This is a genomic window from Mesorhizobium sp. RSR565B, assembly GCF_054719465.1.
Map to the genome: position 1 here is coordinate 1,830,568 of NZ_JBTTIE010000001.1, position 24,301 is coordinate 1,854,868.

At 63.3% G+C, this 24,301-nt stretch carries 20 protein-coding genes and 1 pseudogene; 10 read left to right on the forward strand and 11 right to left on the reverse strand.

Annotated features, from left to right (window positions below; genetic code table 11):
- Position 1 precedes the first annotated feature (1 nt).
- Entirely contained in the window at positions 2-1,987 is a 1,986-nt protein-coding gene (locus tag ACYG9R_RS08710) for a CocE/NonD family hydrolase (RefSeq protein WP_023823869.1), read from the reverse strand.
- 184 nt (positions 1,988-2,171) lie between these two features.
- Here ACYG9R_RS08710 and ACYG9R_RS08715 point away from each other — a divergent pair.
- Positions 2,172-2,419: pseudogene (locus tag ACYG9R_RS08715) on the forward strand (BrnT family toxin).
- The gene (locus ACYG9R_RS08720) at positions 2,406-2,717 is read left to right on the forward strand and encodes a BrnA antitoxin family protein (RefSeq protein WP_023671384.1); all 312 of its coding nucleotides are present in this window, start codon (positions 2,406-2,408) and stop codon (positions 2,715-2,717) included. The pseudogene ACYG9R_RS08715 and the gene ACYG9R_RS08720 overlap by 14 nt, the downstream one beginning before the upstream one ends.
- A 10-nt stretch (positions 2,718-2,727) precedes the next feature.
- Here ACYG9R_RS08720 and ACYG9R_RS08725 read toward each other — a convergent pair whose 3' ends face one another.
- The 4 genes from ACYG9R_RS08725 to puuE are packed head-to-tail and all read right to left on the reverse strand — an operon-like array spanning position 2,728 to position 6,130.
- Positions 2,728-3,321 carry a nucleoside deaminase gene (locus ACYG9R_RS08725; protein ID WP_023823870.1) on the reverse strand — a complete coding sequence of 198 codons (594 nt, stop codon included), beginning with the start codon at positions 3,319-3,321 and terminating at the stop codon, positions 2,728-2,730.
- Positions 3,322-3,324: 3 nt separating this feature from the next.
- On the reverse strand, positions 3,325-3,825 hold the full coding sequence (locus ACYG9R_RS08730; RefSeq protein ID WP_023694737.1) for an ureidoglycolate lyase: 501 nt from the start codon (positions 3,823-3,825) through the stop codon (positions 3,325-3,327).
- A complete protein-coding gene (locus ACYG9R_RS08735) occupies positions 3,822-4,679 on the reverse strand; it encodes a bifunctional allantoicase/(S)-ureidoglycine aminohydrolase (protein ID WP_460221814.1) in 858 nt (285 codons plus the stop codon). Before ACYG9R_RS08735 ends, ACYG9R_RS08730 begins: the two co-directional genes overlap by 4 nt.
- Before the next feature lie 32 nt (positions 4,680-4,711).
- The gene (puuE, locus tag ACYG9R_RS08740) at positions 4,712-6,130 is read right to left on the reverse strand and encodes an allantoinase PuuE (protein ID WP_023823871.1); all 1,419 of its coding nucleotides are present in this window, start codon (positions 6,128-6,130) and stop codon (positions 4,712-4,714) included.
- A 184-nt stretch (positions 6,131-6,314) separates the two neighbouring features.
- Here puuE and uraH point away from each other — a divergent pair, with 184 nt between their 5' ends.
- From uraH to xdhC, 4 genes are all read left to right on the forward strand, one after another.
- The gene (gene uraH, locus ACYG9R_RS08745; protein ID WP_023694734.1) at positions 6,315-6,689 is read left to right on the forward strand and encodes a hydroxyisourate hydrolase; all 375 of its coding nucleotides are present in this window, start codon (positions 6,315-6,317) and stop codon (positions 6,687-6,689) included.
- Between the two features lie 3 nt (positions 6,690-6,692).
- Positions 6,693-8,174 carry a xanthine dehydrogenase small subunit gene (gene xdhA, locus ACYG9R_RS08750; protein WP_023823872.1) on the forward strand — a complete coding sequence of 494 codons (1,482 nt, stop codon included), beginning with the start codon at positions 6,693-6,695 and terminating at the stop codon, positions 8,172-8,174.
- Entirely contained in the window at positions 8,174-10,540 is a 2,367-nt protein-coding gene (gene xdhB / locus ACYG9R_RS08755; RefSeq protein ID WP_023742580.1) for a xanthine dehydrogenase molybdopterin binding subunit, read from the forward strand. Before xdhA ends, xdhB begins: the two co-directional genes overlap by 1 nt.
- Positions 10,541-10,614: 74 nt before the next feature.
- A complete protein-coding gene (gene xdhC / locus ACYG9R_RS08760) occupies positions 10,615-11,637 on the forward strand; it encodes a xanthine dehydrogenase accessory protein XdhC (protein WP_023823873.1) in 1,023 nt (340 codons plus the stop codon).
- On the opposite strand, the gene ACYG9R_RS08765 is transcribed toward xdhC, so the two are convergent.
- From ACYG9R_RS08765 to ACYG9R_RS08775, 3 genes are all read right to left on the reverse strand, one after another.
- Positions 11,634-12,893 carry an LLM class flavin-dependent oxidoreductase gene (locus ACYG9R_RS08765; RefSeq protein WP_023823874.1) on the reverse strand — a complete coding sequence of 420 codons (1,260 nt, stop codon included), beginning with the start codon at positions 12,891-12,893 and terminating at the stop codon, positions 11,634-11,636. The two genes, xdhC and ACYG9R_RS08765, sit on opposite strands and share 4 nt — an antisense overlap.
- Positions 12,890-13,831 (reverse strand): LLM class flavin-dependent oxidoreductase, encoded by a 942-nt coding sequence (locus ACYG9R_RS08770; RefSeq protein WP_023822084.1) that lies wholly within the window; start codon positions 13,829-13,831, stop codon positions 12,890-12,892. The genes ACYG9R_RS08765 and ACYG9R_RS08770 overlap by 4 nt, the downstream gene beginning before the upstream one ends.
- A 107-nt stretch (positions 13,832-13,938) precedes the next feature.
- Positions 13,939-14,859, reverse strand: coding sequence for a LysR family transcriptional regulator (locus tag ACYG9R_RS08775; RefSeq protein ID WP_023671373.1), 921 nt, complete (start codon positions 14,857-14,859; stop codon positions 13,939-13,941).
- 135 nt (positions 14,860-14,994) lie between these two features.
- Between ACYG9R_RS08775 and ACYG9R_RS08780 the strand changes: the two genes are divergently transcribed.
- The 4 genes from ACYG9R_RS08780 (at position 14,995) to ACYG9R_RS08795 (ending at position 19,806) form a co-directional block, all read left to right on the forward strand.
- Positions 14,995-16,212, forward strand: a complete 1,218-nt coding sequence (locus ACYG9R_RS08780; protein ID WP_023823875.1) for a urate hydroxylase PuuD — start codon at positions 14,995-14,997, stop codon at positions 16,210-16,212.
- 2 nt (positions 16,213-16,214) lie between these two features.
- Positions 16,215-17,531 carry a guanine deaminase gene (gene guaD, locus ACYG9R_RS08785; RefSeq protein WP_023815958.1) on the forward strand — a complete coding sequence of 439 codons (1,317 nt, stop codon included), beginning with the start codon at positions 16,215-16,217 and terminating at the stop codon, positions 17,529-17,531.
- A gap of 312 nt (positions 17,532-17,843) precedes the next feature.
- On the forward strand, positions 17,844-18,350 hold the full coding sequence (locus tag ACYG9R_RS08790; RefSeq protein WP_023695952.1) for a heme-degrading domain-containing protein: 507 nt from the start codon (positions 17,844-17,846) through the stop codon (positions 18,348-18,350).
- Positions 18,351-18,525: 175 nt separating this feature from the next.
- Positions 18,526-19,806 carry a glycerate kinase type-2 family protein gene (locus ACYG9R_RS08795; RefSeq protein WP_023823876.1) on the forward strand — a complete coding sequence of 427 codons (1,281 nt, stop codon included), beginning with the start codon at positions 18,526-18,528 and terminating at the stop codon, positions 19,804-19,806.
- Positions 19,807-19,944: 138 nt separating this feature from the next.
- On the opposite strand, the gene ACYG9R_RS08800 is transcribed toward ACYG9R_RS08795, so the two are convergent.
- From ACYG9R_RS08800 to ACYG9R_RS08810, 3 genes are all read right to left on the reverse strand, one after another.
- The gene (locus ACYG9R_RS08800) at positions 19,945-21,414 is read right to left on the reverse strand and encodes a UdgX family uracil-DNA binding protein (RefSeq protein ID WP_023823877.1); all 1,470 of its coding nucleotides are present in this window, start codon (positions 21,412-21,414) and stop codon (positions 19,945-19,947) included.
- 2 nt (positions 21,415-21,416) lie between these two features.
- Positions 21,417-22,652 (reverse strand): putative DNA modification/repair radical SAM protein, encoded by a 1,236-nt coding sequence (locus ACYG9R_RS08805; protein WP_023707780.1) that lies wholly within the window; start codon positions 22,650-22,652, stop codon positions 21,417-21,419.
- A gap of 231 nt (positions 22,653-22,883) precedes the next feature.
- Positions 22,884-24,269, reverse strand: a complete 1,386-nt coding sequence (locus ACYG9R_RS08810) for a glutamine synthetase family protein (RefSeq protein ID WP_023683505.1) — start codon at positions 24,267-24,269, stop codon at positions 22,884-22,886.
- Between the last annotated feature and the right edge of the window lie 32 nt (positions 24,270-24,301).

Sequence of the window (24,301 nt, forward strand, 5' to 3'; positions counted from 1 at the left end):
CTCAGAGCAGGTCGCGCGGGATCGTCTCTTCGAAATCGCGTTCGAAAACCAGCGTTTCGCCCTCATAGGCTTCGATTCTGGCGCTGACGATGAAGTTTTGCGCATCGCAGCGCATTTCAGCCGACGTCTCGGTGCGCACCGACCATCCGTTTCGCGACAAGGTCTGCGTCCAGTGCGTGCGACCCGAGGCAGACAGCGGGTCGTCGGGGTGGATCGTCCAGCTCTCGCGGGCAATGCTGCCATTGGCCAGTCCATGCGCGAGATCGCGCACTTCTCCGAAATCATCCGTGATCGACAGCGTGACGATGCCGGTCTTCTCATCGCGATCGACGTGACGCTCGGAATTCGCTGCACGAACTGTCGCGGTTGCCCAGGGTGTTGCGCCTTCGGGAGACTGGAACGAGGTCTCGTCGGCTTTTGCGAGCGGGCGCAGCGGCAGCCTCAGCGTCGCCGCTGAAAGGTCGAGCCGCACCGGCTCCGGCGACGGCCAGATCATCGGCCAGTAAGCATTGGAAACCGCGATGCGCAGGCGGTGTCCGGCCGGCACGCGGTAGGCGCACTGGTCGAGAATAACGCGCGCCGAAACCGTTTCGCCCGGCACCAGCGCTTGCGGCTGTTCGTGCGAAGAACGATGCGTCAGGTTGAGCACGCCGTAGGAGATCAGTTCCGAGGCGCCGTCGGGGTGCACGTCGCACAGCCGCACCGCGATGTTCGCCTGCGGGCGATCGGACGACACCCGGATGAGAAGCTCCGGCGCGCCGACGATGTCGAGTGCCTCGGCAAGCACAGGCTGATCGAAGCAGACGGACAGCGCGTCGTCCGGGCGCTGGTCGCCCGGCAGTTCCGGGCCAAAGGTGAAGGGAAAATATTCGCCGCCGGCGAGCCCGCAGCTTTGCGGGGTCGCCACGATCGCCGGCCTGACGCCGTCAGCAATGAGTTCGATCGCCCCGACCTTGATGTTGGGAGACGGCCATTCCTGTTCGGCCACCCAACGGCCCGGCCGCTCCGGGTGCCAGCGCGCCGGCCGCACACTGTCCATGACATAGGCGCGGTAGTCCGGGTCGGCCTCCACGCCGGTCTCGACGCCCTTCAACCAGCTGTCCCACCAGCGCAACGCCTCCTGCAGGAAGCCGATGGCGGGTTTGGGTTCGGCATAATGCGGGTATTTGTGGATCCATGGCCCGACAATGCCCTTCACCGGCGCCTGGATGTTGGTGACCAGATGCGAAATCGTGTTGCGGTAGCCGTCATGCCAGCCGCCGATCGACAGCACGGCGGCTTTGACCGCGGAGAAATCCTCGCAGATCGAACCGCGTTTCCAATAGGCGTCGCGATGCTGATGGCTGAGCCAGAGCGGCAGAAGGAAAGACTGGTTCTCCAGCCGCGTCAGCCAGAGGTCGCGCCAGCGATTGTCGCCAGCAATCAGCGGATCCGGCGGTCGCGACGAATAGGACAACATGGTCGAGGCCCAGCCGAAATTTTCCGTCAAAAGGCAGCCGCCCTTGTAGTGGATGTCGTCGGCGTAGCGGTCGACGGTCGAGCACAGGCTGATCACCGCCTTCAGCGCCGGCGGCTGCTTGGCCGCCACCTGCAGGCAGTTGAAGCCGCCCCAGGAAATGCCCATCATGCCGACACTGCCATTGCACCAGGGCTGTGCTGCCGCCCAGGCAATCACATCGCAGGCGTCCTGCAATTCCTGCTCGGAATATTCGTCGTCCATCAGACCTTCGGAATCGCCATTGCCGCGCATGTCGACGCGGATCGAGGCGTAGCCGTGGCCGGCAAAATAGGGATGCGTCAGTTGATCGCGAAAGATGGTGCCGTCGCGCTTGCGATAGGGCAGGTGCTCGAGGATCGCCGGCACCGGATCGCTGCTGGCGTCCTCCGGCATCCAAACCCGCGCCGACAGCCGGCAACCATCCGGCATGACGATGCCCATATCGGGGAATTCGACGACCTTGCGGGGAAATTCGGTGATGGTTTTCATGCGATGCTCCAGGATGTCAGTGACGCATGAAGCGGGCATGTCATGAAGTCAAACGGGCGACGGCCGGTGTCGCCGCGACGACGCCACGATATGTAGCCCGATTGTTTTGCCCTGATGTTGCAGGATATAATTAATGATTACATTTATTAACTGAACCCAACGTGATGAGGATGGTTTCGCCTGAATCGTTTGGGATGAGCCAAAGCGCGTGACGAACCTCGACAGCCGGGGTCTCGATTTTGCCGAACTCGATATTGAGTTTTTTGCGACTTCAACCGTCCTTCCAGCCAAGGCCGACCGGTTCAAGGCGATTGGCGAATTCGGAGAGATCATCCTGGCCGTGATTTTCAAGCCGCTTGGTTCGAAGGCGATTCGGTGATCTCGATGCGCCGTGCCAGCCGAAAGGAAAGGTCAGTATATGAACAATCCTAAATCGCGTGTTCGACCGCTTACCGATGCGGAGGAAGTGGAAATTCAAAGACAAATTGTTGATGATCCCGACGATGCGGAGACGACAGACGAACAGTTGGCGCAAGCCAGGCCTTTCGCGGAAGTGTTTCCAGAACTTTTCGAGAGCATAAGGCGTGCTCGTGGCCGGCCAGCCGTGGAGAAGCCTAAGCAAGTCGTGTCCATCCGTCTGGATCAGGATGTCATCAGTAAATTCAAGGCGACCGGCAAGGGCTGGCAGGCCAGGATCAACGAGGTGCTGAAAAACGCGAAGGTAGGCTAGGCAATCCGCGTCAGTTCAGCGGAATGTCGTTTTCGGACTTGCGCGCCTGATAAGCGGCGGACAGTTCGTCGTAGCGGGTGGAAATATTGCCGATCCTTGCCTCAAGCCGGCCGCGCTCGGCCTCGGGCAGCGCCCGCACCAGCCTGCGAATGGAAAAACTCTTCCAATAAGCGTTCTCGGCATTGTAGCCGCCGGGATCAAGAGTGAAGACCTCTTTCAGGATTTTCAGATCGTGCGGGATCGCAAAGCTGTCGCGTGAATCCTCGTGGCTGAAGAGGTAGTAGAAATTGTCGAAGCCGGTCCAGGTGATCGCCGACAGGCAGAGCGAGCAGGGCTCATGCGTGGCGATGAAGATGGCGTCCTTGGTGTCGACGCGCTCGGCTTTCGGCATTTCATAGAAACGCTTCAGGCAGTGCACCTCGCCATGCCAGAGCGGATTTTCCATCTCGTTGTTGGTTTCGGCCAGCACCAGCGAGCGGTCGCCCTTCCGCAGGATGGCGGCGCCGAACAGCTTGTTCCCATGGGCCACGCCCTCTGCCGTTTTCGGCACGATGTCGTGCTCGATGACATCGAGCAGGCGGTCGATCAGCGATATGTCGGTCATTTCTCAGGTCTCGTTGGGGAGATGGATTTCGTAGGGGTGCGAGAAATGGAACTCTTCGAGGTTGGAGCCGTCACCGCCGCGGTCGACGATGACGAAATCCTGCGCTTCGCCGAGCGGCGTCAGCACGCCGTGCCAGAGATTGCGCGGATAGTTGACGCCTTGCCCGGGTGCGGTGATGAAGGCGTGCGGCTCGCCCGGACCGTCCTTGCCGTCATGGCAGACGACGACCAGGAAAGGCCGCGGTGACAGCGGGATGAACGCCTGGCTGCCTAAGGGATGGCGCTCGACCATGGTCAGCTTCAGCGGCAGGTCGTAAGGCGTGCCGCGCGCCATCGAGATCAGCACGCAGGCATTCGGTCCCGCGGCTTCAGCGGTGGCGAGATTGTGGTAGCGCTCGGTCTTGCCGCCATTGATCGGGTAGTGATTGCCGCCGCCCATGTCGATGACATCGCCGAAGCCGGCAAAGCTTTCGCGGGTCAGCGGCCGCGCTGTGATGCGGGTCACCGCGCGCGACCGCCAATGCCCGCCCCGCCGAGCTTGGCGTGCCGGTTGACGTCCTTGTAAAGGAGATAGCGGAATTTGCCTGGGCCGCCCGCGTAGCAGGCCTGCGGGCAGAAGGCGCGCAGCCACATGAAGTCGCCGGCCTCGACCTCGACCCAGTCCTGGTTGAGGCGGTAGACCGCCTTGCCTTCCAAGACATAGAGCCCGTGCTCCATGACATGCGTCTCGGCAAACGGGATGACGGCGCCGGGCTCGAGCGTGACGATGGTGACATGCATGTCGTGGCGCATGTCGGCCGGATCGACGAAACGGGTCGTCGCCCAGCGGCCCTCGGTGCCGGGCATCGGCGTCGGCGCCACTTGCTGGTCACTGCTGAACAGGGCTTCCGGCGCGTCGATGCCGTCGACGGCCTCATAGGCCTTCCTGATCCAGTGGAAGCGTACGGCGTCGCGACCTTCGTTGCGCACCGTCCAGCCGCTGGCCGGCGGCAGGAAGGCAAAACCGCCGGCTTGAAGCACGTGCTTCTTGCCGGCCAGCGAAACGGTCAACTCGCCCTCGACCACGAACAGCACGCCCTCGGCGCCGGCGTCCGGCTCGGGCCGGTCGCTGCCGCCGCCAGGCAGGATCTCGACGATGTACTGCGAAAATGTCTCGGCGAAACCCGAAAGCGGCCTGGCGATGATCCAGGCCCTGGTCTCGTCCCAGAACGGCAGTGGGCTGGTGACGATGTCCTGCATCACTCCCTTCGGTATGACGGCATAGGCCTCGGTGAAGACGGCGCGGCCGGTCAAAAGCTCAGTTTGGCCGGGATGGCCGCCATGCGGTGCATAATAGGTTTTCTGGTCAGTCTTGATCATATCCATTGGGTCCTGACCCCTCAGTCATTTCATTAGAGCGGGAGCATGTCTTTCAGGCGGAGCAGCGCGATGCGCTCGACCTGTTTGCAGGAGGTATCGAGTTCTACGCCACGGCTGTTGCCGATGCGCGCCTCGAACTCGGCGAGGATCTCCTCCTTGGTCTTGCCCCGCACCGCGATGATGAAGGGAAAGCCGAAGGTGGTGACGTAAGCGGCGTTGAGCTTGGAAAACAGCTCGCGCTCCTTGTCGGTCAGCGCGTCGAGGCCGGCGGAGGCCTGCTCGCGTGTGGATTCCGCAGTGAGGCGTCTCGCTTCGGCCAGTTTGCCAGCGAGATCGGGATGGGCGTTGAGGACGCCGATCCGCTCGGTTTCGCTGGCGGCGCGGAAGACGCGGCAGAGCGCATTGTGCAGGCCGCCGGCGCTGTCATGCGCCGGCCCAAGCTCCAGCTCATAGGCACGTTCGGCGATCCAGGGCGAATGTTCGAACACGCCGCCGAAAGTGTCGACGAAGGTTTCGAACTCCATCTTCGACGGCTTGAGCGCCGCCGGCTGGTAGGGGTGGTTCTTCTGCCAGTGCCTGGCGATATCGATCCGCCGCGCCAGCCAGACCTTGTCGTGCGATTTCACATAGTCGACGAAGCGCTTCAGCGCCGCCACCCGACCAGGACGTCCGACGAGGCGGCAATGCAGGCCGATGTTCATCATCCGCGGCCGGCCCGCTTTGCCCTCGGCAAAGAGCGTGTCGAAACTGTCCTTCAAATAGGCGAAGAACTGGTCGCCGGAATTGAATCCCTGCGGCGTGGCGAAACGCATGTCGTTGGCATCGAGCGTGTAGGGGATGACGAGTTGCGCGCCGCCGCTGTGCTCGAACCAGTAGGGCAGTTCGTCGTCATAAGTGTCCGACACATAGTCGAAGCCGCCCTCTTCGGCCACCAACCGCACCGTATTGACCGAGGTGCGGCCGGTGTACCAGCCGGTCGGCCGTCGGCCCGTCACCTCGTAGTGCAGCTTGATCGCCGCTTCGAGGTCGCGGCGCTCGTCCTCGGCGCTGTGGTCGCGGTAGTCGATCCATTTCAGGCCGTGCGAGGCCATTTCCCAGCCGGCCTCCTGCATCGCCGCCACCTGGTCGGGCGACCGGGCTAATGCTGAGGCGACCCCATAGCAGGTCACCGGCACTTGCGCCTCGCTGAACAGGCGCAGCAGCCGCCAGAAGCCTGCCCGCGCGCCATATTCGTAGATCGATTCCATGTTCCAGTGGCGCAGGCCGACCCAGGGCGCGGCGCCGACGATTTCCGACAGGAAGGCTTCCGAGGCCTTGTCGCCGTGCAGCACGCAGTTCTCGCCGCCTTCCTCGTAGTTGACGACGAATTGGACGGCCACATGCGCACCGCCCGGCCATTTCGGATCCGGCGGATTGGCTCCGTAGCCGCGCATGTCTCTAGAGTAACGCATTGCCCCTCCCCGCCGGACGCTGCCGGAAGTTGTGATCAGGATAGTCGAAAGGGTTGCTCGCGCATTCCCCCGAAATTTTTGAAAGTGTTTTTGTGCCACTCCGCTCGACCGGGACTTATGCATCGCCTTTAATTGGCGCACAATTCACTGCTTTGTTCGGCTGTATCGGAAATGGGAGGCGCCAGTGGCAGAAACGTCGAAAGCCGATGGCGGACGTCTGACGACGCATGTGCTCGACACCGCGACCGGCAAGCCGGCGGCGGGCCTGTCGATCGCGCTTTATCATCTTGAGAGCGACGCGCGGATACATTTGAAGACCGTCGTCACAAATGCCGACGGCCGCTGCGATGCGCCGCTGCTGGCAGGAGCGGAATTCCGCCTCGGCGAATACGAACTGGTGTTCGCCGCCGGTGACTATCTACGCGGCCAGGGCACCAAACTGCCGGAACCGGCCTTCCTCGACAGTGTGCCGATCCGCTTCGGCATGGCGGAATCCGTGCATTATCATGTGCCGTTGCTTATCTCTCCTTATGGCTACTCGACCTACAGGGGGAGCTGACGCATGGCCAAGATCACAATACGCAACGAGATCCGCTTCATCCTCAATGGCAGGGATGTCGCGCTGTCGTCGGTGGCGCCCGACGCGACCTTGCTCGACTGGCTGCGGCTCGACCGCTCGCTGCGCGGCACCAAGGAAGGCTGCGCCGAGGGCGATTGCGGCGCCTGCACGGTCCTGGTCGGAAAATTGTCCGCCGGCAAGCTGGTTTATGAAAGCGTCAACGCCTGCATCCGTTTCCTCGGTTCGCTCGACGGCACCCATGTCGTCACCGTCGAGCATCTGCGCGGCGCGCCTGGCCAATTGCATCCGGTGCAGCAGGCGATGGTCGATTTCCACGCTTCGCAATGCGGCTTCTGCACGCCGGGCTTCGTCATGTCGCTCTACGGCTTGTGGATGAAGTCGCCGGACCCGTCGAATGCGGCGATCGAGAAGGCCTTGCAAGGCAATCTTTGCCGCTGCACCGGCTATGAGGCAATCATGCGCGCCGCGCGTGCCATCTCCAGCTACGGCAAGGCGGCGAAGGATCCGCTGGCGGCCGAGCGCAAGGCGATCACCGCCAGGCTCGAGGCTATGCATGACGGTGCCCGCGTCGAAATCGGCGCCGGCAAGCTGAGGTTGGTCGTCCCGGCCAACGCCGATGATTTCGCCGCTGTACTGGATAAGGAACCCGACGCCACTGTTGTCGCCGGCTCGACCGACGTCGGCCTGTGGGTCACCAAGCACATGCGCGACATCTCACCGGTAGTCTTCATCGGCAATCTCGAGGGGCTGTGCGCGATCTCCGAAGACAATGACGTCATCACCATCGGCGCCGGCGTTACCTACACCGACGCCTTCGCGACACTGGCCAAGCGCATCCCCGCGCTCGGGCCATTGTTCGACCGCATCGGCGGCGAACAGGTACGAAACATGGGCACCATCGGCGGCAACATCGCCAATGGCTCGCCGATCGGCGACACGCCGCCGCCCCTGATCGCGCTTGGTGCGCAACTGACGCTGCGCCGCGGCAAGAAGCGGCGCACCATCGCGCTCGAGGATTTCTTCATCGCCTATGGCAAGCAGGACCGGCAGCCAGGCGAATTCGTCGAGGCCGTGCACGTTCCCGTGCCGGCCAAGGGCACGAAGTTTGCCGTCTACAAGATCACCAAGCGCCGCGACGAGGACATCACCGCAGCCCTTGGCGCCTTTTTCCTCGACTTGGCCAAGGACGGAACCGTGGCCGATATATGCATCGCCTATGGCGGCATGGCGGCCACCCCGAAGCGGGCTTTCGGTGTCGAAAAAGCGCTGCTCGGCAAGCCGTGGACGGAGACAACGGTGGAAGCGGCCATGGCTGAATATGCCGGCGATTTCACCCCGCTGACCGATATGCGGGCATCGGCCGAGTACCGGGCGCTGGCGGCCAGGAACCTGCTGCTGCGCTTTTTTGCCGAAACCAGCGGCAGCAAGGCGCCGTTCCAGGTGTCACGCAACGAGGCGGCCTGATGAACAAGCACGCCTCTCCAGATCTCAAGGCGCAGAAGATTTCCGGTGGCGTCGCCGCCGACCAGCGCCACGATTCCGCGCACAAGCATGTCAGCGGCAGCGCGGTCTATATCGACGATATGCCGGAACCGGCGGGCATGCTGCATGGCTGCCTCGGCCTGTCCACGGCGACGCATGCGACGATCAGCAAAATGGATCTGTCGGCGGTGCGCGCGGCGCCGGGCGTCGTCGATGTGCTGACGGCCAAGGACGTTCCGGGCGAAAATGACATTTCGCCGACCGGTCGACACGACGAGCCGGTGCTGGCCGACGACAAGGTGCAGTTTTATGGTCAGCCGATCTTCTGCGTTATTGCCAAGACGCGCGAACAGGCGCGCCGCGCCACCCGGCTGGCCAAGGTCGAATACAGTCCATTGCCTTTCGTCACCGACATTGGCGATCTCGACCCCCGCAAGGACAAGCTGGTCACGCCGCCGCTCACGCTGAAGCGTGGCGATGCCGCTGCCGCGATCAAGGCGGCGCCCCGCCGGCTGAAGGGCAAGATGCGCATCGGCGGCCAAGAGCATTTCTATCTCGAAGGCCATATCGCAGTGGCCATTCCCGGCGAGGACCAGGACGTCACCATCTATTCCTCGACCCAGCATCCGAGCGAAGTCCAGCATATGGTCAGCCATGCGCTGGGCGTGCCGAGCAATGCCATCACGGTGGAAATCCGCCGTATGGGCGGTGGCTTCGGCGGGAAGGAGACGCAAGGCAACCAGTTTGCGGCATTGGCGGCGATCGCCGCCAAGAAACACCATCGCGCGGTCAAGATTCGGCCCGACCGTGACGACGACATGATTGCCACCGGCAAGCGCCATGACTTCCTCGTCGACTACGAAGTAGGTTTCGACGACGCCGGCAACATTCTTGGCGTCGACTTCATGTTCGCGGCGCGTTGCGGCTTTTCATCGGACCTGTCCGGCCCGGTCACCGACCGCGCGCTGTTCCATTGCGATAACACCTATTTCTGGCCGGCGGTGCATGCGCAATCGGCGCCGCTTTACACCAACACCGTGTCGAACACGGCGTTTCGCGGCTTCGGCGGCCCGCAAGGGATGGTCGGTGCCGAACGCGTCATCGACGAGGTTGCCTTTGCCGTCGGCAAGGACCCGCTCGAAATCCGCAAGCAGAATTTTTATGGCACCAGTGGTGATAAAGACGGGGGCCGCAACGTCACCCCGTATCACCAGACGGTCGAGGACAACATCATCCACCGCATCGTCGCCGAGCTGGAGGCGAGCGCCGACTATGCGGGGCGCCGCCGCATCATCCAGGCCTTCAACGCCAACAGCCGCTTCATCAAGCGCGGCCTGGCGCTGACGCCGGTCAAATTCGGCATCTCTTTCACGGCCACCCACTACAACCAGGCCGGCGCGCTGGTGCATGTCTACACCGACGGTTCGGTGCATCTGAATCACGGCGGCACCGAGATGGGGCAAGGCCTCTACGTCAAGGTGGCGCAGGTGGTGGCGGAAGAGTTCCAGATCGACCTCGACCAGGTCAAGATCACCGCGACGACCACCGGCAAGGTGCCGAACACTTCGGCCACCGCGGCGTCGTCCGGCACCGACCTCAACGGCATGGCGGCGCAGAACGGCGCCCGCCAGATCAAGGAACGGCTGACCGACTTCGCCGCCGAAAAATACCAGGTGCCGCGCGAGCAGGTGCTTTTCCTGCCCAACCGGGTGCGCATCGGCAATCAGGAGATCGCCTTCACCGACCTCGTCAAGCAGGCCTATATGGCCCGCATCCAACTGTCGGCGGCGGGTTTTTACAAGACGCCGAAAATCCACTGGAACCGTGACAAGGGCGAGGGCCGTCCGTTCTATTATTTCGCCTATGGCGCCTCGTGCTCGGAAGTCTCGGTCGACACGTTGACCGGCGAATATGTCGTCGAGCGCACCGACATATTGCATGACACCGGCCGCTCGCTGAACCGCGCCATCGATCTCGGCCAGATCGAGGGCGGCTTCATCCAGGGTATGGGCTGGCTGACGACGGAGGAACTGTGGTGGGACGACAAGGGCCGGCTGCGCACGCACGCGCCGTCGACCTATAAGATCCCGCTCGCGTCCGACCGGCCGAAGATATTCAACGTCACGCTGGCCGACTGGCCGGAGGCCAACGAGCCGACGGTGCACCGTTCCAAGGCGGTCGGCGAACCGCCCTTCCCGCTCGGCATGTCTGTGCTGCATGCGCTGTCGGACGCGGTGGCAAGTGTGGCCGATCATAAGGTCTGTCCGCGTCTCGACGCTCCTGCAACACCAGAACGGGTGCTGATGGCGATCGAACGGCTGAAGGGTGAAGCCAAGAATAGCGCCTGACTCTGACCTGGATTCTGGCAAAACGTGCAATTCAGACTGAAAAACCCTATATTTCCCGTACGGGAATGCGAAATATGAAGTCGAAAGTGCAAAGCCTCAGAGCTTTTCTCGCCAGCGCCGACCGGTTTGCCTTGGTCGAAGTGGCCAGTACCAAGGGCTCGACCCCCCGCGAGAAGGGCGCCTTCATGCTCGTCTCGCAGGCGGCGACTTTTGGCACGATCGGCGGCGGTCAGCTCGAGTACATCGCGATCGACAAGGCGAGGCAGATGGTGGGGTCTTCACCCTCCCCCTTGTGGGGAGGGTCGGCCGGCGAAGCCGGCCGGGGTGGGGGTGCGGACGATCGTGCCAAGCCACCCCGTTTCGCTGACGCCGCCACACGGCGTCCGCTCACCGACCCTCCCCACAAGGGGGAGGGTAAAGAAGCCCGCATCGGCTTCGACGAAGTCTGCGCCACGCTTGACGTGCCGCTAGGCCCCGAGATCGGCCAGTGCTGCGGCGGGCGCGTCGAAGTCTTGATCCGTGTCGTCGATGCCGCGCTTACTGCCGAGCTGATCGCGGCCGCAGAAGCCGAGGAAGCCCACCTGCCGCATGTCTATATCTTCGGCGGCGGCCATGTCGGCCGGGCGCTGGCCTCGACTGTTGCACTTCTTCCCGTGCGTGGTGTCGTCATCGAGACGCGGGCCGAAGCGCTGGAAGGCATGCCGGAAACCGTCGAGACGCGGCTGACGCCGATGCCCGAGGCCGAGGTGCGAAACGCCCCCGCCGGCACCGCCTTCGCCATCCTCACCCACGACCATGCGCTGGATTTCCTCATCGTCGCCGAAGCGCTGAAGCGCGACGACGCGGCCTATGTCGGCATGATCGGCTCGAAAACCAAGAGAGCGACGTTCAGGAACTGGTTCCTGAAATCGGCTGAGGGTACGGAGGCTGAGTTCGCCCGCCTCGTCTCGCCGATCGGCGGCGATGCGGTCAAGGACAAGCGCCCACCGGTCATAGCTGCGCTGGCCGCGGCCGAGATCATGACGGCGCTGGTCGCGCACGGCGCGGCACCGGCGGTAAGCCAGCAGGCGCGGCAAGGCCAAGAGGTAGCCGGCTAATCTTTTTTATCCGACCGCTTCAGGCCAAGATGATCTCGCAAGGTGCTGCCTTCGTATTCCCGACGGAACAGTCCGCGTCGCTGCAGTTCCGGCACCACCAGCGTGGCAAAGGCATCGAGCTCGCCGGGGAAGTATGACGGCATGACGTTGAAGCCGTCCGCGCCGCCGCCCTCGAACCGCGCCTGCAATTCGTCAGCGATCCGCGCCGGCGTGCCGACGATACGCCAATGGCCACGTGCGCCGGCGAAATGGCGCGCAAGCTGGCGGATCGACAGGCCGTCGCGGCGCGATTGTTGGATGACCAGCGCCTGGCGGCTTTTCATGCCCTCGGTCTCCGGCAGTTCGGGCATCGGTCCGTCGATCGGATAGCTCCCGAGATCGGAGATGCTGAGATAGCTGGACAGTAGCGCCACGCCGACATCGTCGGGGATCAGCGCCTGCAATTCCTCCTGTTTCTCCCGCGCTTCGGCCTCGGTGTCTGCCACCACCGGGGAGACGCCGGGCATGATCTTGATGTCGTCGGGTTCCCGCCCATAGCCCGCCATACGGCCCTTGAGGTCGTCGTAAAAGGCCTTGGCTTCCTCGAGGGTCTGCGCCGCCGTGAACACGACGTCGGCGGTGCGGGCGGCAAGGTCGCGGCCGACATCCGAGGCGCCGGCCTGCACCATCACCGGCGCGCCCTGCGGCGAGCGCGGCAGGTCGAGCGAGTCGCGCACCGAAAAGCTCTGGCCGTTGTGACCGTGAAAGCCGCTGCCTTGCCAAAGTCCTGATACCACCTCGGCGAATTCGCGCGCCCGCTCGTAGCGGTCGGCATGCGGTTTCAGGCCCGTCGCGCCGAAATTGGCGGCTTCGATGGGACTGGCCGACGTCACCAGGTTCCAGCCAGCCCGGCCACCACTCAGATGATCGATCGAGAGAAAGGTGCGCGCCAGCCCATAGGGCTCGTTGTAGCTGGTCGAGGCCGTCGAAACGAGGCCGATGCGGCTGGTCTGGACGGCGAGCGCGGACAGCAGGCTGATCGGCTCGAAGCCGATCGAGCGTGAGGTCTGGCTGGCGATGCCGACATTGGCTTCGCGCAGGCCGGCGGCGTCCTCGCAGAACACCATGTCGAACTTCGCCGCTTCCGCCGTGCGCGCCAGCCGGATGTAATGATCGATGTCGATGCCTGCCGTGACATGCGCCTTGGGGTGACGCCAGGCGGCGATGTGGTGGCCCGTCGCCCACAGGAAGGCGCCAAGCTTCATCTGGCGGGTCATTGCGCTCCTCCGGCAAGTCTGAGATGCGAACGCAAGGTGGTGCCGGGATAATCCGGTCGGACGAGGCTGCGGCGCTGCAATTCCGGCAGCACGCGGCCGATGAAACCGTCAATCGCGGCAGGCGGTATTGCGATGTTGAACCCGTCGCAGCTTTGCGAGCTGAACAATGTTTCGAGCGCGTTGGCAGCGACATCTGCGCCAACGTTCAGCAGCAGCTTGACCGCACCCGGATCGCGTCCGCAGGCCACAACGCGGCGCTTGAGATCGTCATGGCGCGCCTTGGCGTCCTCTGTGGGTCTGTCCAGCAGGACGACATCGGCGGTGCGGGCGGCGATATCCAGGTCGGCCTCGGACAGGCCGGACAGCACCAGCACCGGCGTATCCTGCGGCGAGCGCGCGACGTTCAGCGGCCCGCGCACGGAGAAAAATTCGCCCTTGTGGTCGAGCAGGTGCATTTTTTCGGGATCGTGGAAGCGGCCGCCGATCTTGTCGAACAGCAGCGCGTCGGCATCCCAGCCCTGCCACAGGCGCTGAACGATGCCGATGTATTCCTGCGTGCGGCGGCGGAACACATCGTCGGAAAATCCATCCGGCCGGCTGAAATTGGCGGCTTCCCGTGGCGCCTGCGCCATGGTCGCGTGCCAGCCGGCGCGGCCATGGCTGATGATGTCGAGCGAAGCAAAACGGCGCGCCAGATTGTACGGCTGGTGAGCCACCGTCGAGGCTGCAGCGACAAGGCCGATCCGACTTGTCACCGTCGCCAGCGCCGCCAGCAAGGTCGTCGCTTCGAAAGAACTCGACCCGGCGCTGTTCGGCGCGGAATCATCGAGGACAATCATGTCCAGCCCCGCCGCTTCCGCTTGCTTGGCAAAGCCGGCCAGGTCGCTAAACCCGAGCGGCTGCCCGGAAGTAATGTTGAGCGAAACGGCAAGATGCATTGTGGCTTGCTGGTCAGTCGGCATGGGACCATCGATCATAGGGCGGCGTATGCGAACCTAAGGTCACCTGCTTGTAAGACAACCCTGGCGACTGGGCCAACAGCCCCTCACTTGCCGGCCAGCAAATCCTTGATCAGCCGCTGGCAACGCTCGGCCATGAAGTCGAGCAACAGCCGCACCTTTGGATCCTGCAGCTTCTTGTGCGGATAGACGGCGGCGAACTGCACCGGCGTTGGCGGCGTGCTGGCCAGGATGACCTGCAGCCGCCGGTCGCGGATGAAGGGTTCGACCTCGAAGCGCGGCTTGTTGATGATGCCGCGGCCCGACAGCGCCCAGCCGGTCAGCACATCGCCATCGTCGGTGTCGTAGGGGCCGTGCACCTCGAATTTCTGCGGGCCGGACGGCGTCTGCAGCGTCCAGACATATTCGCGCGCCCCGGAATAGCGCAGCATCAGGCAGTCGTGCTTCTTGCCGATCAGCTCCTGTGGCTCCACCGGCTCGCCGCGCGCTTCGAGATATTTCGGTGCCGCCACCAGCACGCGTTCACATTCCATGATGCCGCGCATCCGCAGGCTGGAATCCTCGATGATGCCGAGCTTGAAGGCGACGTCGATGCCTTCCTTCATGATGTCGATATTGTGGTCGGAGAGCCTCAGCCGCACCTCGATATCGGGGTATTTGTCGTGGAAATCCGGAATGCCCGACGCCACCAGCCGCCGTCCGAGGCCGAGCGGTGCGGTCACCTTGATGGTGCCGCGCGGTTGGCCGGAAAGCGCCGAAACCGCGGCTTCCGCCTCGGTGATCGCCTCCAGCACCTGCTTGGCGCCGGAGTAGAACACCGTGCCATGCTCCGTCGGCATCAATTGCCGTGTCGTGCGGTTGAACAGCCGCACGCCGAGGTGTTTTTCCAGCTCCTTGATGCGGTTGGAGGCGACCGCCGGCGAAATGCGCATGTCGCGGCCTGCCGCCGAGAGATTACCAAGCTCGACGACGCGGACGAAGACGGCGATGTTGTCGAGATAGGCCATTCGTGGCTGTTTATGTGGCGGCGTACGTGGTCAGCCTAGTATTTTCCATTTTTTTTTGAAAGTCATCGTACACCTCGCCTCTTTTCGTTTGCGCCCCACACCGTAAAGTCAGCCGATCGGCAGGGACGATTTCACATGATGGATTTCGCGATTTTCTGGGACTGGCTGAGTTTCGCCGTGCGCTGGCTGCACGTCGTCACCGGCATCGCCTGGATCGGCTCGTCCTTCTATTTCGTCGCGCTCGACCTTGGCCTGCGCCAGCGCCCCGGCATGCCGGTCGGCGCATTCGGCGAGGAATGGCAGGTGCATGGCGGCGGCTTCTACCACGTCCAGAAATATCTGGTGGCGCCGGCCGAAATGCCGGAACACCTGACCTGGTTCAAATGGGAATCCTACGCCACCTGGCTGTCCGGCTTCGCCATGCTGTGCGTGGTCTACTATGCCGGCGCCGACCTGTTCCTGATCGACCCCAATGTTCTGTCCATGTCGGTTCCCGTGGGCATCCTGCTGTCGATGGCGACGATCGGCGTCGGCTGGGTTGTCTACGATCTGCTCTGCCGGTCGCCGCTCGGCAAAAGTGACACCGGACTGATGCTGGTGCTCTATGGCGTTCTGGTGTTCATCGCCTGGGGTCTGACGCATCTGTTCACCGGCCGCGCCGCTTTCCTGCATCTGGGCGCCATCACCGCCACTATCATGTCGGCCAATGTCTTCATGGTGATTATTCCAAACCAGAAGATCGTCGTCGCCGACCTGATTGCCGGCCGAAAGCCCGACCCGAAATACGGCAAGATCGCCAAGCAGCGCTCGCTGCACAACAACTACCTGACGCTGCCCGTGCTGTTCCTGATGCTGTCGAACCACTATCCGCTGGCGTTTGCGACGGAGTTCAACTGGGTCATCGCCTCGCTGGTGTTCATCATCGGCGTCTTGATCCGGCACTATTTCAACACCGTGCATAAGCGTGCCGGCAACCCCCACTGGACCTGGATGGCGGCTGCGGTGCTATTCGTCATCATCATGTGGCTGTCGACAGCGCCGAAAATACTGACCGGCGAGCCCAAGGCATCCGCCGCGGCCGAAGTCTATATCGCCTCGTCGCATTTCCCGGCGGTGCGCGACACCGTGCTTGGCCGCTGCTCGATGTGCCATACGGCCGAGCCGGTCTATGAAGGCATCTACCATGCGCCGAAGGGCGTGATGCTCGACACCGACGCCAGCATTGCCGAGCATGCGCGTGAAATCTATTTGCAGGCCGGGCGCAGCCACGCCATGCCGCCCGCCAACGTCACCCAGATCAGCGACAAGGAACGGGCGCTGCTGGTCGCCTGGTTCGAAGGCGCAGGGAAATAGGGATGACCTCCACACTTCTGCGCGGCCGCACCCTAAGTTTTTTGCGCTGGCCCGAAGCCATCGACGACCATGCCGCCTGGCGCTATGAGGAGGATGGCGGCCTGCTGATCCGCGACGGCCGGATCGTTGCCGTGGGCAGCTACACGGAAGTCGAAAAGCAAGCGGGCGACGGTGCGAAAAAGATCGATCATCGGCCGCATCTGCTGCTGCCCGGCTTCATCGATGCGCATGCGCATTTCCCGCAGATGCAGGTCATTGCCTCCTACGGCGCCGAACTGCTCGACTGGCTGAACACCTACACCTTTCCCGAAGAGACCAAATTCGCCAACGCCCAGCATGGCCGCCGCATCGCCCGGCTGTTCCTGGACGAGATGGTGCGCCACGGCACGACGACGGTCGCCGCCTACTGCTCGGTGCACAAGGCGTCTGCCGAAGCGTTCTTTGCCGAATCGCATGCGCGCGGCATGCTCAACATTGCCGGCAAGGTGATGATGGACCGCAATGCGCCGGCAGGCGTGCTCGACACGCCGCAATCCGGCTATGACGATACGAAGGCGCTGATTGCGGAATGGCACGGCAAGGGCCGCCAGCTTTATGCGATCACGCCGCGCTTCGCCATCACCTCCTCGCCCGAGCAGCTGGAGATGGCCGGCACGCTCTGCCGCGAAAACCCCGACCTCCACATGCAGACGCATCTGTCGGAAAACCACGCCGAAATCGCCTTCACGCAAAAACTCTATCCGCAGGCGCGCGACTACACCGATGTCTACGAGCAGTATGGCCTGCTGGGGCCAAAGAGCCTGTTCGGCCACTGCATCCATCTCTCGGAACGAGAGGCCGATGCGCTGTCGGACTCAGGCTCGGTGGCGGTGTTCTGCCCGACCTCGAACCTGTTCCTCGGCTCCGGCCTGTTCGACTACCAGCGCTTTCGTCGCCGCGACAAGCCGCTCAGGATCGCTGCCGCCACCGATGTCGGCGGCGGCACCAACTATTCGATGCTGCGCACTATGGACGAGGGCTACAAGGTGATTGCGCTGAATGGCGAAAAGCTGAACCCGTTCCAGTCCTTCTGGCAGATAACGCGTGGCAATGCCGAGGCGCTGTCTGTGGCGGACAAGGTCGGCACGCTGGATAAAGGCACCGACGCGGACATCACCGTGCTCGACGCCCGCGCCACGCCGGCGATGCGGCTGAGGATGGAGACTGTGGAGACGCTGGCGGAGGAGCTGTTCCTGCTGCAGACATTGGGCGACGACCGCGCGGTGCGCGAGGTCTATGTTGCGGGGCGGCCGGCCAAGATCGATATGATCGTGGGGTAGGACCCATCATCCGCGCGGGACAAGATGATGATTGCGCCTGGTTGCCAAGTGGTTCCCCCACTCCGTCGCCGCTTCGCGGCGCCACCTCTCCCCCCTCCGGAGGGAGAGGAAGGGAGCCTTTGCTTCGGAGGACGGGCGCCGGTTCGGACAGCTTGGCGCCCTTCCTCTACCCCGTCGATCGGGGGAGAGGTGTCGAGAGAAGCTCGACGGAGTGGGGGTCGACCCTGGCGGGGCAAGACCACCACCGCGACGAGACCTTGACCGGGCGGAGCTTGTCGTACACACGATTTGTGACTGACTTCGGAGAACAAAATGGCCGCTGCCGACGACATCGCTCTGATCCAGAAACAGGAAGAGACGCTGGTCTTCCCGGCCTTCGACGAGGCCGTCGCCTTCAAGGTCGGCGCGGCGATCCGCGAGCGGGCGCTGGCCGAAAAGCTGCCCATCATTGTCGATATCAGGCTGTGGGATCGGCCGCTGTTTTATGCCGCGATGCCCGGTTCAAACGCCTCCAACCCCGACTGGGCACGACGCAAGATCAATGTGGTCAAGCGCTACCTCAGGAGCACCTATCGTCTGGTGCTGGAACAGCAGCGACCGGACCGCACCTTCAAGGTCGGCGAGGGGCTGGATATTGCTGATTACGTACTGGCCGGCGGCGGGTTTCCGGTGACTGTAAAGGGGGCTGGCGTGATCGGCGTCATCGCCGTCTCCGGCCTGCCGGAACGCCAGGACCACGGCGTCGTCGTCGATGCACTGTGCGATCATCTCGGCGTTGATCGGACACAATTGGCGCTGCCGCCGGAAGATAAATCGTGACGCTAGCGCTGCCCCTCATCCGCCTGCCGGCACCTTCTCCCCGTATAGTGACGGGGAGAAGAGAAGCACCCCAACGCCGGCGAACCCCTCTCCCCGTCTCTATACGGGGAGAGGGTAAGGGTGAGGGGCGGCGCCGGCTTTTCGGAAGCTCGCAAACCGCGGATGGCGGCCAATTATGACCGTGCTCGACCCAAAATCCTTTCTCATCTCGATCTTCAATGCCGCTGTTGCCGCTGCCGATCCGGAACGAACGATCAGGGATCACCTTCCGGCCAAGCCGAAGGGCCGCACCATCGTCATCGGCGCCGGCAAGGGCTCGGCGCAGATGGCCGCCGCGTTCGAGAAGGTGTGGGATGGCCCAATCGAAGGGCTGGTCGTCACCCGCTACGGCTATGGCGCCAAATGCGAGCGCATCGAAATCATCGAGGCGGCACATCCGGTGCCGGACGCTGCCGGTCTTGAGGCGTCGCGGCGCCTGCTCGAAAAGGTGCAAAGGCTGACTGCGGACGACCTGGTAGTGGCGCTGATATCGGGCGGAGGATCGGCGCTGCTGCCGTCGCCTGCCGCTGGCCTGACGCTCGCCGACGAAATCGCCGTCAACGAGGCGCTGCTCGCCTCCGGCGCGCCGATCGCGGCCATGAACACCATCCGCAAGCATGTCTCAACCATCAAGGGCGGCCGGCTGGCAGCTGCCGCCTGGCCGGCCAAACTGGTATCACTGGTTGTCTGTGACATTCCCGGCGACAACCCGGCCCTGGTGGCCTCCGGCCCGACCGTGCCCGACTCCGGCAACCGCGCCGATGCGCTGGCCTCGATAGCGGCCTATGGCATGAAGCTGCCCGACGCCGTCATGGCGCACATCAACTCGCCAGAGGCCGATGCGCCAGATACGGATGACCAGCGCTTTTCACGCAATGAAGTGCACCTGATCGCCTCGGCTGGCGTATCGCTGGAAGCGGCAGCCGCTGAGGCAAAACGGCAAAGCATCGAAGCCGTCATCCTCTCCGATTCCATCGAGGGCGAGGCGCGCGAGGTCGGTGGCGTGCATGCAGCCATTGCGCGCGAAGTGGCGACGCGCAACCGGCCGTTCCAAAAGCCGGTGCTGATCCTGTCCGGCGGCGAGACGACCGTGACTTTGCGGGCCCCTGTTGACGGAAAAAGGGGCAAGGGCGGCCGCAACTCCGAATTCCTGCTCGCCTTTGCCATCGGCATCAGCGGCGCGGAAGGTATTCATGCACTGGCCGCCGATACCGACGGCATCGATGGCTCGGAAGACAATGCCGGCGCCTTTGCCGATGGCTCGACCGTCTCGCGCATGCGTGCCGCCGGCATCGACGCCAAGGCGATGCTGGCCGGCAACAATGCCTGGACGGCGTTCAACGCGATCGGCGATCTGTTCGTGCCGGGGCCGACGGGTACGAATGTGAATGATCTGAGGGCAATCCTGATCAGTTAATTCGGCCGTGGCGGCCGAAGTTTCCAACGTTGGATTCACGACCGTGAAGCCACTCAGCTTCGTCATCCCTGGGCGAAGCAGGAGCGAAGCTCCTTGTTCCGCCCGCGGATGACGATGTCGCTGAGGCTTTCGCTCATCTCACGACCCCATCAGCCGCTTCACCTCTTTCATATCCTTTAGGAACCGCTCGCGCTCAGCCTCCTTGTCCGTCGGCTCGTGAATGCGCAGGATAAAGGACGGGTGGATGGTGATGAACACGCGCAAGCCATCCTCGCGTTCGATCAACTGGCCGCGCATTTTCGTCACGGCAATGGCCTTGCCCAGCAGCGACAACGCCGCCGTTGCCCCAAGCGCCACGGCGAGGTCCGGCTTGATCAGCTCAAGCTCCCGGCCGATCCACCAGCGGCAGGCCTGGACTTCGCCGGTATTTGGCTTCGAGTGGATGCGGCGCTTGCCGCGCGGCTCGAACTTGAAGTGCTTGACGGCGTTGGTGACGTAGACTTTTTGCCGGTCGACGCCTGCGTCATCGAGAATTGCATCGAACACTTTGCCCGCTGGCCCGACAAAAGGTTTGCCGGCGAGATCTTCCTGATCGCCAGGTTGTTCGCCGACGAAGACCACTTTGGCGTCATCCGGCCCCTCGCCGAACACGGTCTGTGTCGCGTCGCGCCAGAGCGGGCAGCGACGACAACCCTTTGCAGCCTCGCGCAAATCGGAAATCGTCTTGGCATCGTCTTCATCCGGCGCCTCGGCCGGCTCGGGCTTCGGCCAATGTCTTGCCTGCAGCTTGGCGTGGTGCGGCGCCGGCGTCGTCGGTTGTCTGGCAATCATGGCTATAGCGGCCTCGTCCGCTCCTGCGATCAGATCTGGAATGAGCGAGGCCTCGGGAAGGTTCCGCCAATATTTCTTCGGCATCTCCTTCTGCATCGCCTTCACCTTGAGCCGCGCCGGGTTGAAGATGTTCTGGAAATAGGTCAGCCACAACGCCTCGGTGTCGTCCTGATCGGGTGCATCGCCCTTGGCCGCACCCGGGCCGATCGCCAGCCTTTCGCCATTCCAGTCGGCGGAGGCATAGGGCGTCAGGACGGTCCAGCGCATGCCGGTGAACCGCCGGACGAAGAAATCCGCGTTGCGCTCGACAATGAAATGCTCCGGCTCGAACCAGGCGACGTAGCGCTCGTCCTCGCCGTAGCCGATCTTCCGGAAGCGTACGAAGGCATGCATCTTATGGCTGTCGCGCCGCACCGCCTTTTCCATGGCTTCGAGCCGCCTGGTGTCGGGATCGGATGCGATCGCCAGCAGTTTCGGCTCGGTGCGCAGGCGACAAAGCATCCAGTAGAGAAAGGCAAACCGGCCGGGGTCGGAGTGGCAGAAGGCGGTTTCGGCATGGGCGATGAACTCGCGCGGGACGGTAAGCTGCGCGCCCTCTGGCACCGCCGGCAAGGCATCTCGAGGATCATTGGCGTCGGACCCGACACCCCAACTAATATCCTCAGGCCGGACCTCATTCAGCGTCAGACGCCGTGCCGCATCGCGCCAACCGGCGAAATCGGTCTGGCTCGCTAGCCGGACAGTGTATCGGGCAAGGTCGAGCTGGGCCGGCTGCATGGTCAAAACAGCGACAGTTGTTCGCAGGACTTTACGATCGTATCGCGCAGGCCTGTCTTGTCGGTGAGTCCGCCCGGCGACCAGCCTTCGGCGATGATGAAGGGCCTCAGCTTGGCGATCGAATGGCAGATCCGTCCGACATCTTCCAGCCGCATACGTCGGTGGCGGCGGGTTTCAAGGATCTTCGCCACCACCTTGGTGCCCAGACCCGGAACCCGCAGCAGCGCTTCCCGATCGGCGCGGTTGATGTCGACGGGAAACCTCGCCCGATTGCGCAAAGCCCAGGCGAGCTTGGGGTCAATGGCGAGATCGAGCATGCCGTCGCTGCTGCCGGCGAGGATTTCCGGCTGCGAAAAGCCGTAGAAGCGCATCAGCCAGTCGGCCTGATAGAGCCGGTGCTCGCGCATCAGCGGCGGTTTCTGGAGCGGCAGCGACGATGACGAATCCGGGATCGGGCTGAAGGCGGAGTAATAGACGCGCCGCAGATGGTAGCTGCCATAGAGCCGCGCACTGGAGTGCAAGATACCGTCGTCGGATGTCTTGTCGGCGCCGACGATCATCTGCGTCGACTGACCTCCGGGCGCAAAGCGTTCGCGCTTCTTGGTCCGCAACGTCGGCTCGGCCTTTTCCTCCATCTTCCGGCGCAGGTTCGCCATGGAAAGCCGGATCGTTTGCGGCTTCTTCTCCGGCGCCAGTTTCTTCACGCCCTCATCGGTCGGCAGTTCGACATTGATAGACAGCCGGTCGGCGTAGAGCCCGGCCTGCTCGACCAGTTCGGCCGAGCTTTCCGGAATGGTCTTCAGATGAATATAGCCGGAGAATTTTTCGTCCAGCCGCAGCCGCCGCGCCACCTCCACCATCTCGGCCATGGTCTCGTCCGGGGAGCGGATGACTCCTGAGGACAGGAAGAGGCCCTCGATGTAGTTGCGCCGATAAAAGTCCATGGTCAGCTTCACCACCTCGTCGATGCTAAAGCGGGCGCGGCGCACATTCGATGACGAGCGGTTCATGCAGTAGCTGCAATCGTAAATGCAGAAATTGGTGAGCAGGATTTTCAGGAGCGAAATGCAGCGGCCATCCGGCGCGTAGGAATGGCAGATGCCCATGCCTTCTGTGGAGCCGATACCGCCGGATTGGAGCGAATCCTTCTTCGCCGAGCCGGACGAAGCACAGGAGGCGTCGTATTTGGCGGCGTCAGACAGGATTGCCAGCTTTTCACGGACGGTGGGCGCGCTCATCCGTTCATGATATGTTCTTGAAGGCTGCAGCGCCACCTCATTTGATGCAGGCGGCGAAAAAGTGATCGCCGCCCGCCGTCAGGGCAATCAGAGACCGTTTCGAAATTCGCTCTGGCGAGTCATATGGTGGTGGTTTCGAGAACCGAAGCGCAGCGGACATTTGGTCCGTGAGCATCGGAAGCGCAGAAACCACCATCGATGGCCGCCGGAGTAGAATTTCGAAACGGTCTCTCAGACCTCGTGCAGGTAGAGGTGGTAGTCCAGCTCGCTCACCGTACGCGCGACGCGCAGATACTCCGACTGCTTGATCGCCACGAAGGTGCGATGCAGATCCTCGCCAAGCGCCTCTTTCAGGAAGCTCGAGGCCCGCGCCGCCTCGATCGCGGCGCGCCAGTCGACCGGCATGGTCGTGCGCGTGACAGCGGCTTCATAGCCATTCCCAGTGGTTTCAGGGCCGGGGTCGAGGCCTTCGTCCAGACCCTTGATGATGCCGGCCAGCACCGTTGCCGCGATCAGGTAGGGATTGGCGTCGACGCCCGACGGCCGGTGCTCGATGCGCCGGTTCTTGGCGTCGCCGGCCGGCACGCGCAGCGCCACCGAACGGTTGTTGACGCCCCAGGTCGGCGCCACCGGCGCATAGGACTGCGAGACGAAGCGCCGCCAGGAATTGGCGTGCGGCGCAAACACCAGCATCGATTCGGCCATGGTCTGGATCAGCCCGCCGAGCCCCTGCAGCAGCGGCAGCGACCAGCTTTCGCCGCCGGCTTCGGCAAAAACGTTGCGGCCGTTCTTGTCCTGCAGCGAAACATGGAAATGCATGCCGGAGCCGGCATATTTTTCGATCGGCTTGGCCATGAAGCAGGCGGTAACACCATGGCGGCGCGCCTGCGCCCGCACCAGCCGCTTCAACATGACGAGGTCGTCGGCCGCCCGCATGACATCCTTGCGGTAATTCAGCGTCAGCTCGTACTGGCCGGGCGCGTATTCCGAAATCACCGTTTCGGCCGGAATGCCTTGCGCCTTAGCCGCGGCATAGATGTCGGAAAACAACGGCTCCATGCCGTGCAGATGGTCGACGGAATAGACTTCCGTCTTGGCCGAGCGGCGGCCGTCGAGCACGGCGTCCGCCGGTTTTACCTTGCCGTCGGCGTCACGCTCATTGGCAAGCAGGAAAAATTCGAGTTCGAAGGCGCCGGCGGGATAGAGGCCCTTGGCCGCCAAGATGTCGACCTGCCTGGCCAGCGCCAGCCGTGGGTCCGACGACATAGGCTGTCCCTCGAGATGGTACATCGCCATCAGCAACTGGCCGCGCGGCGGGTTCGTGCCGTAAAGCGGCACCAGCGTGCCGGGGATCGGCCATGCCCTGAGATCGCCGTCTCCAGTCGTCCAGATCAGCCCGGTTTCGTGCACATCCTCGCCGGTGATGTCGAGGCCGAGGATCGAGATCGGCATGTGGCGGCCGCCCTCGAAGATGCTTTTCAGCTCATGCCGGCGCACGATCTTGCCGCGGCCGACCCCGTTGGCGTCGGTCAAGACGATATCGAAGGCTTCGATTTCGGGATGGGCGTCGAGAAAGGCTTGCGCCTCGGCGGGCGTCGAGCCCGAAGGTGAAGTCATGATTAGTGTACTCGAGTTTGGCTTGGCAGCTT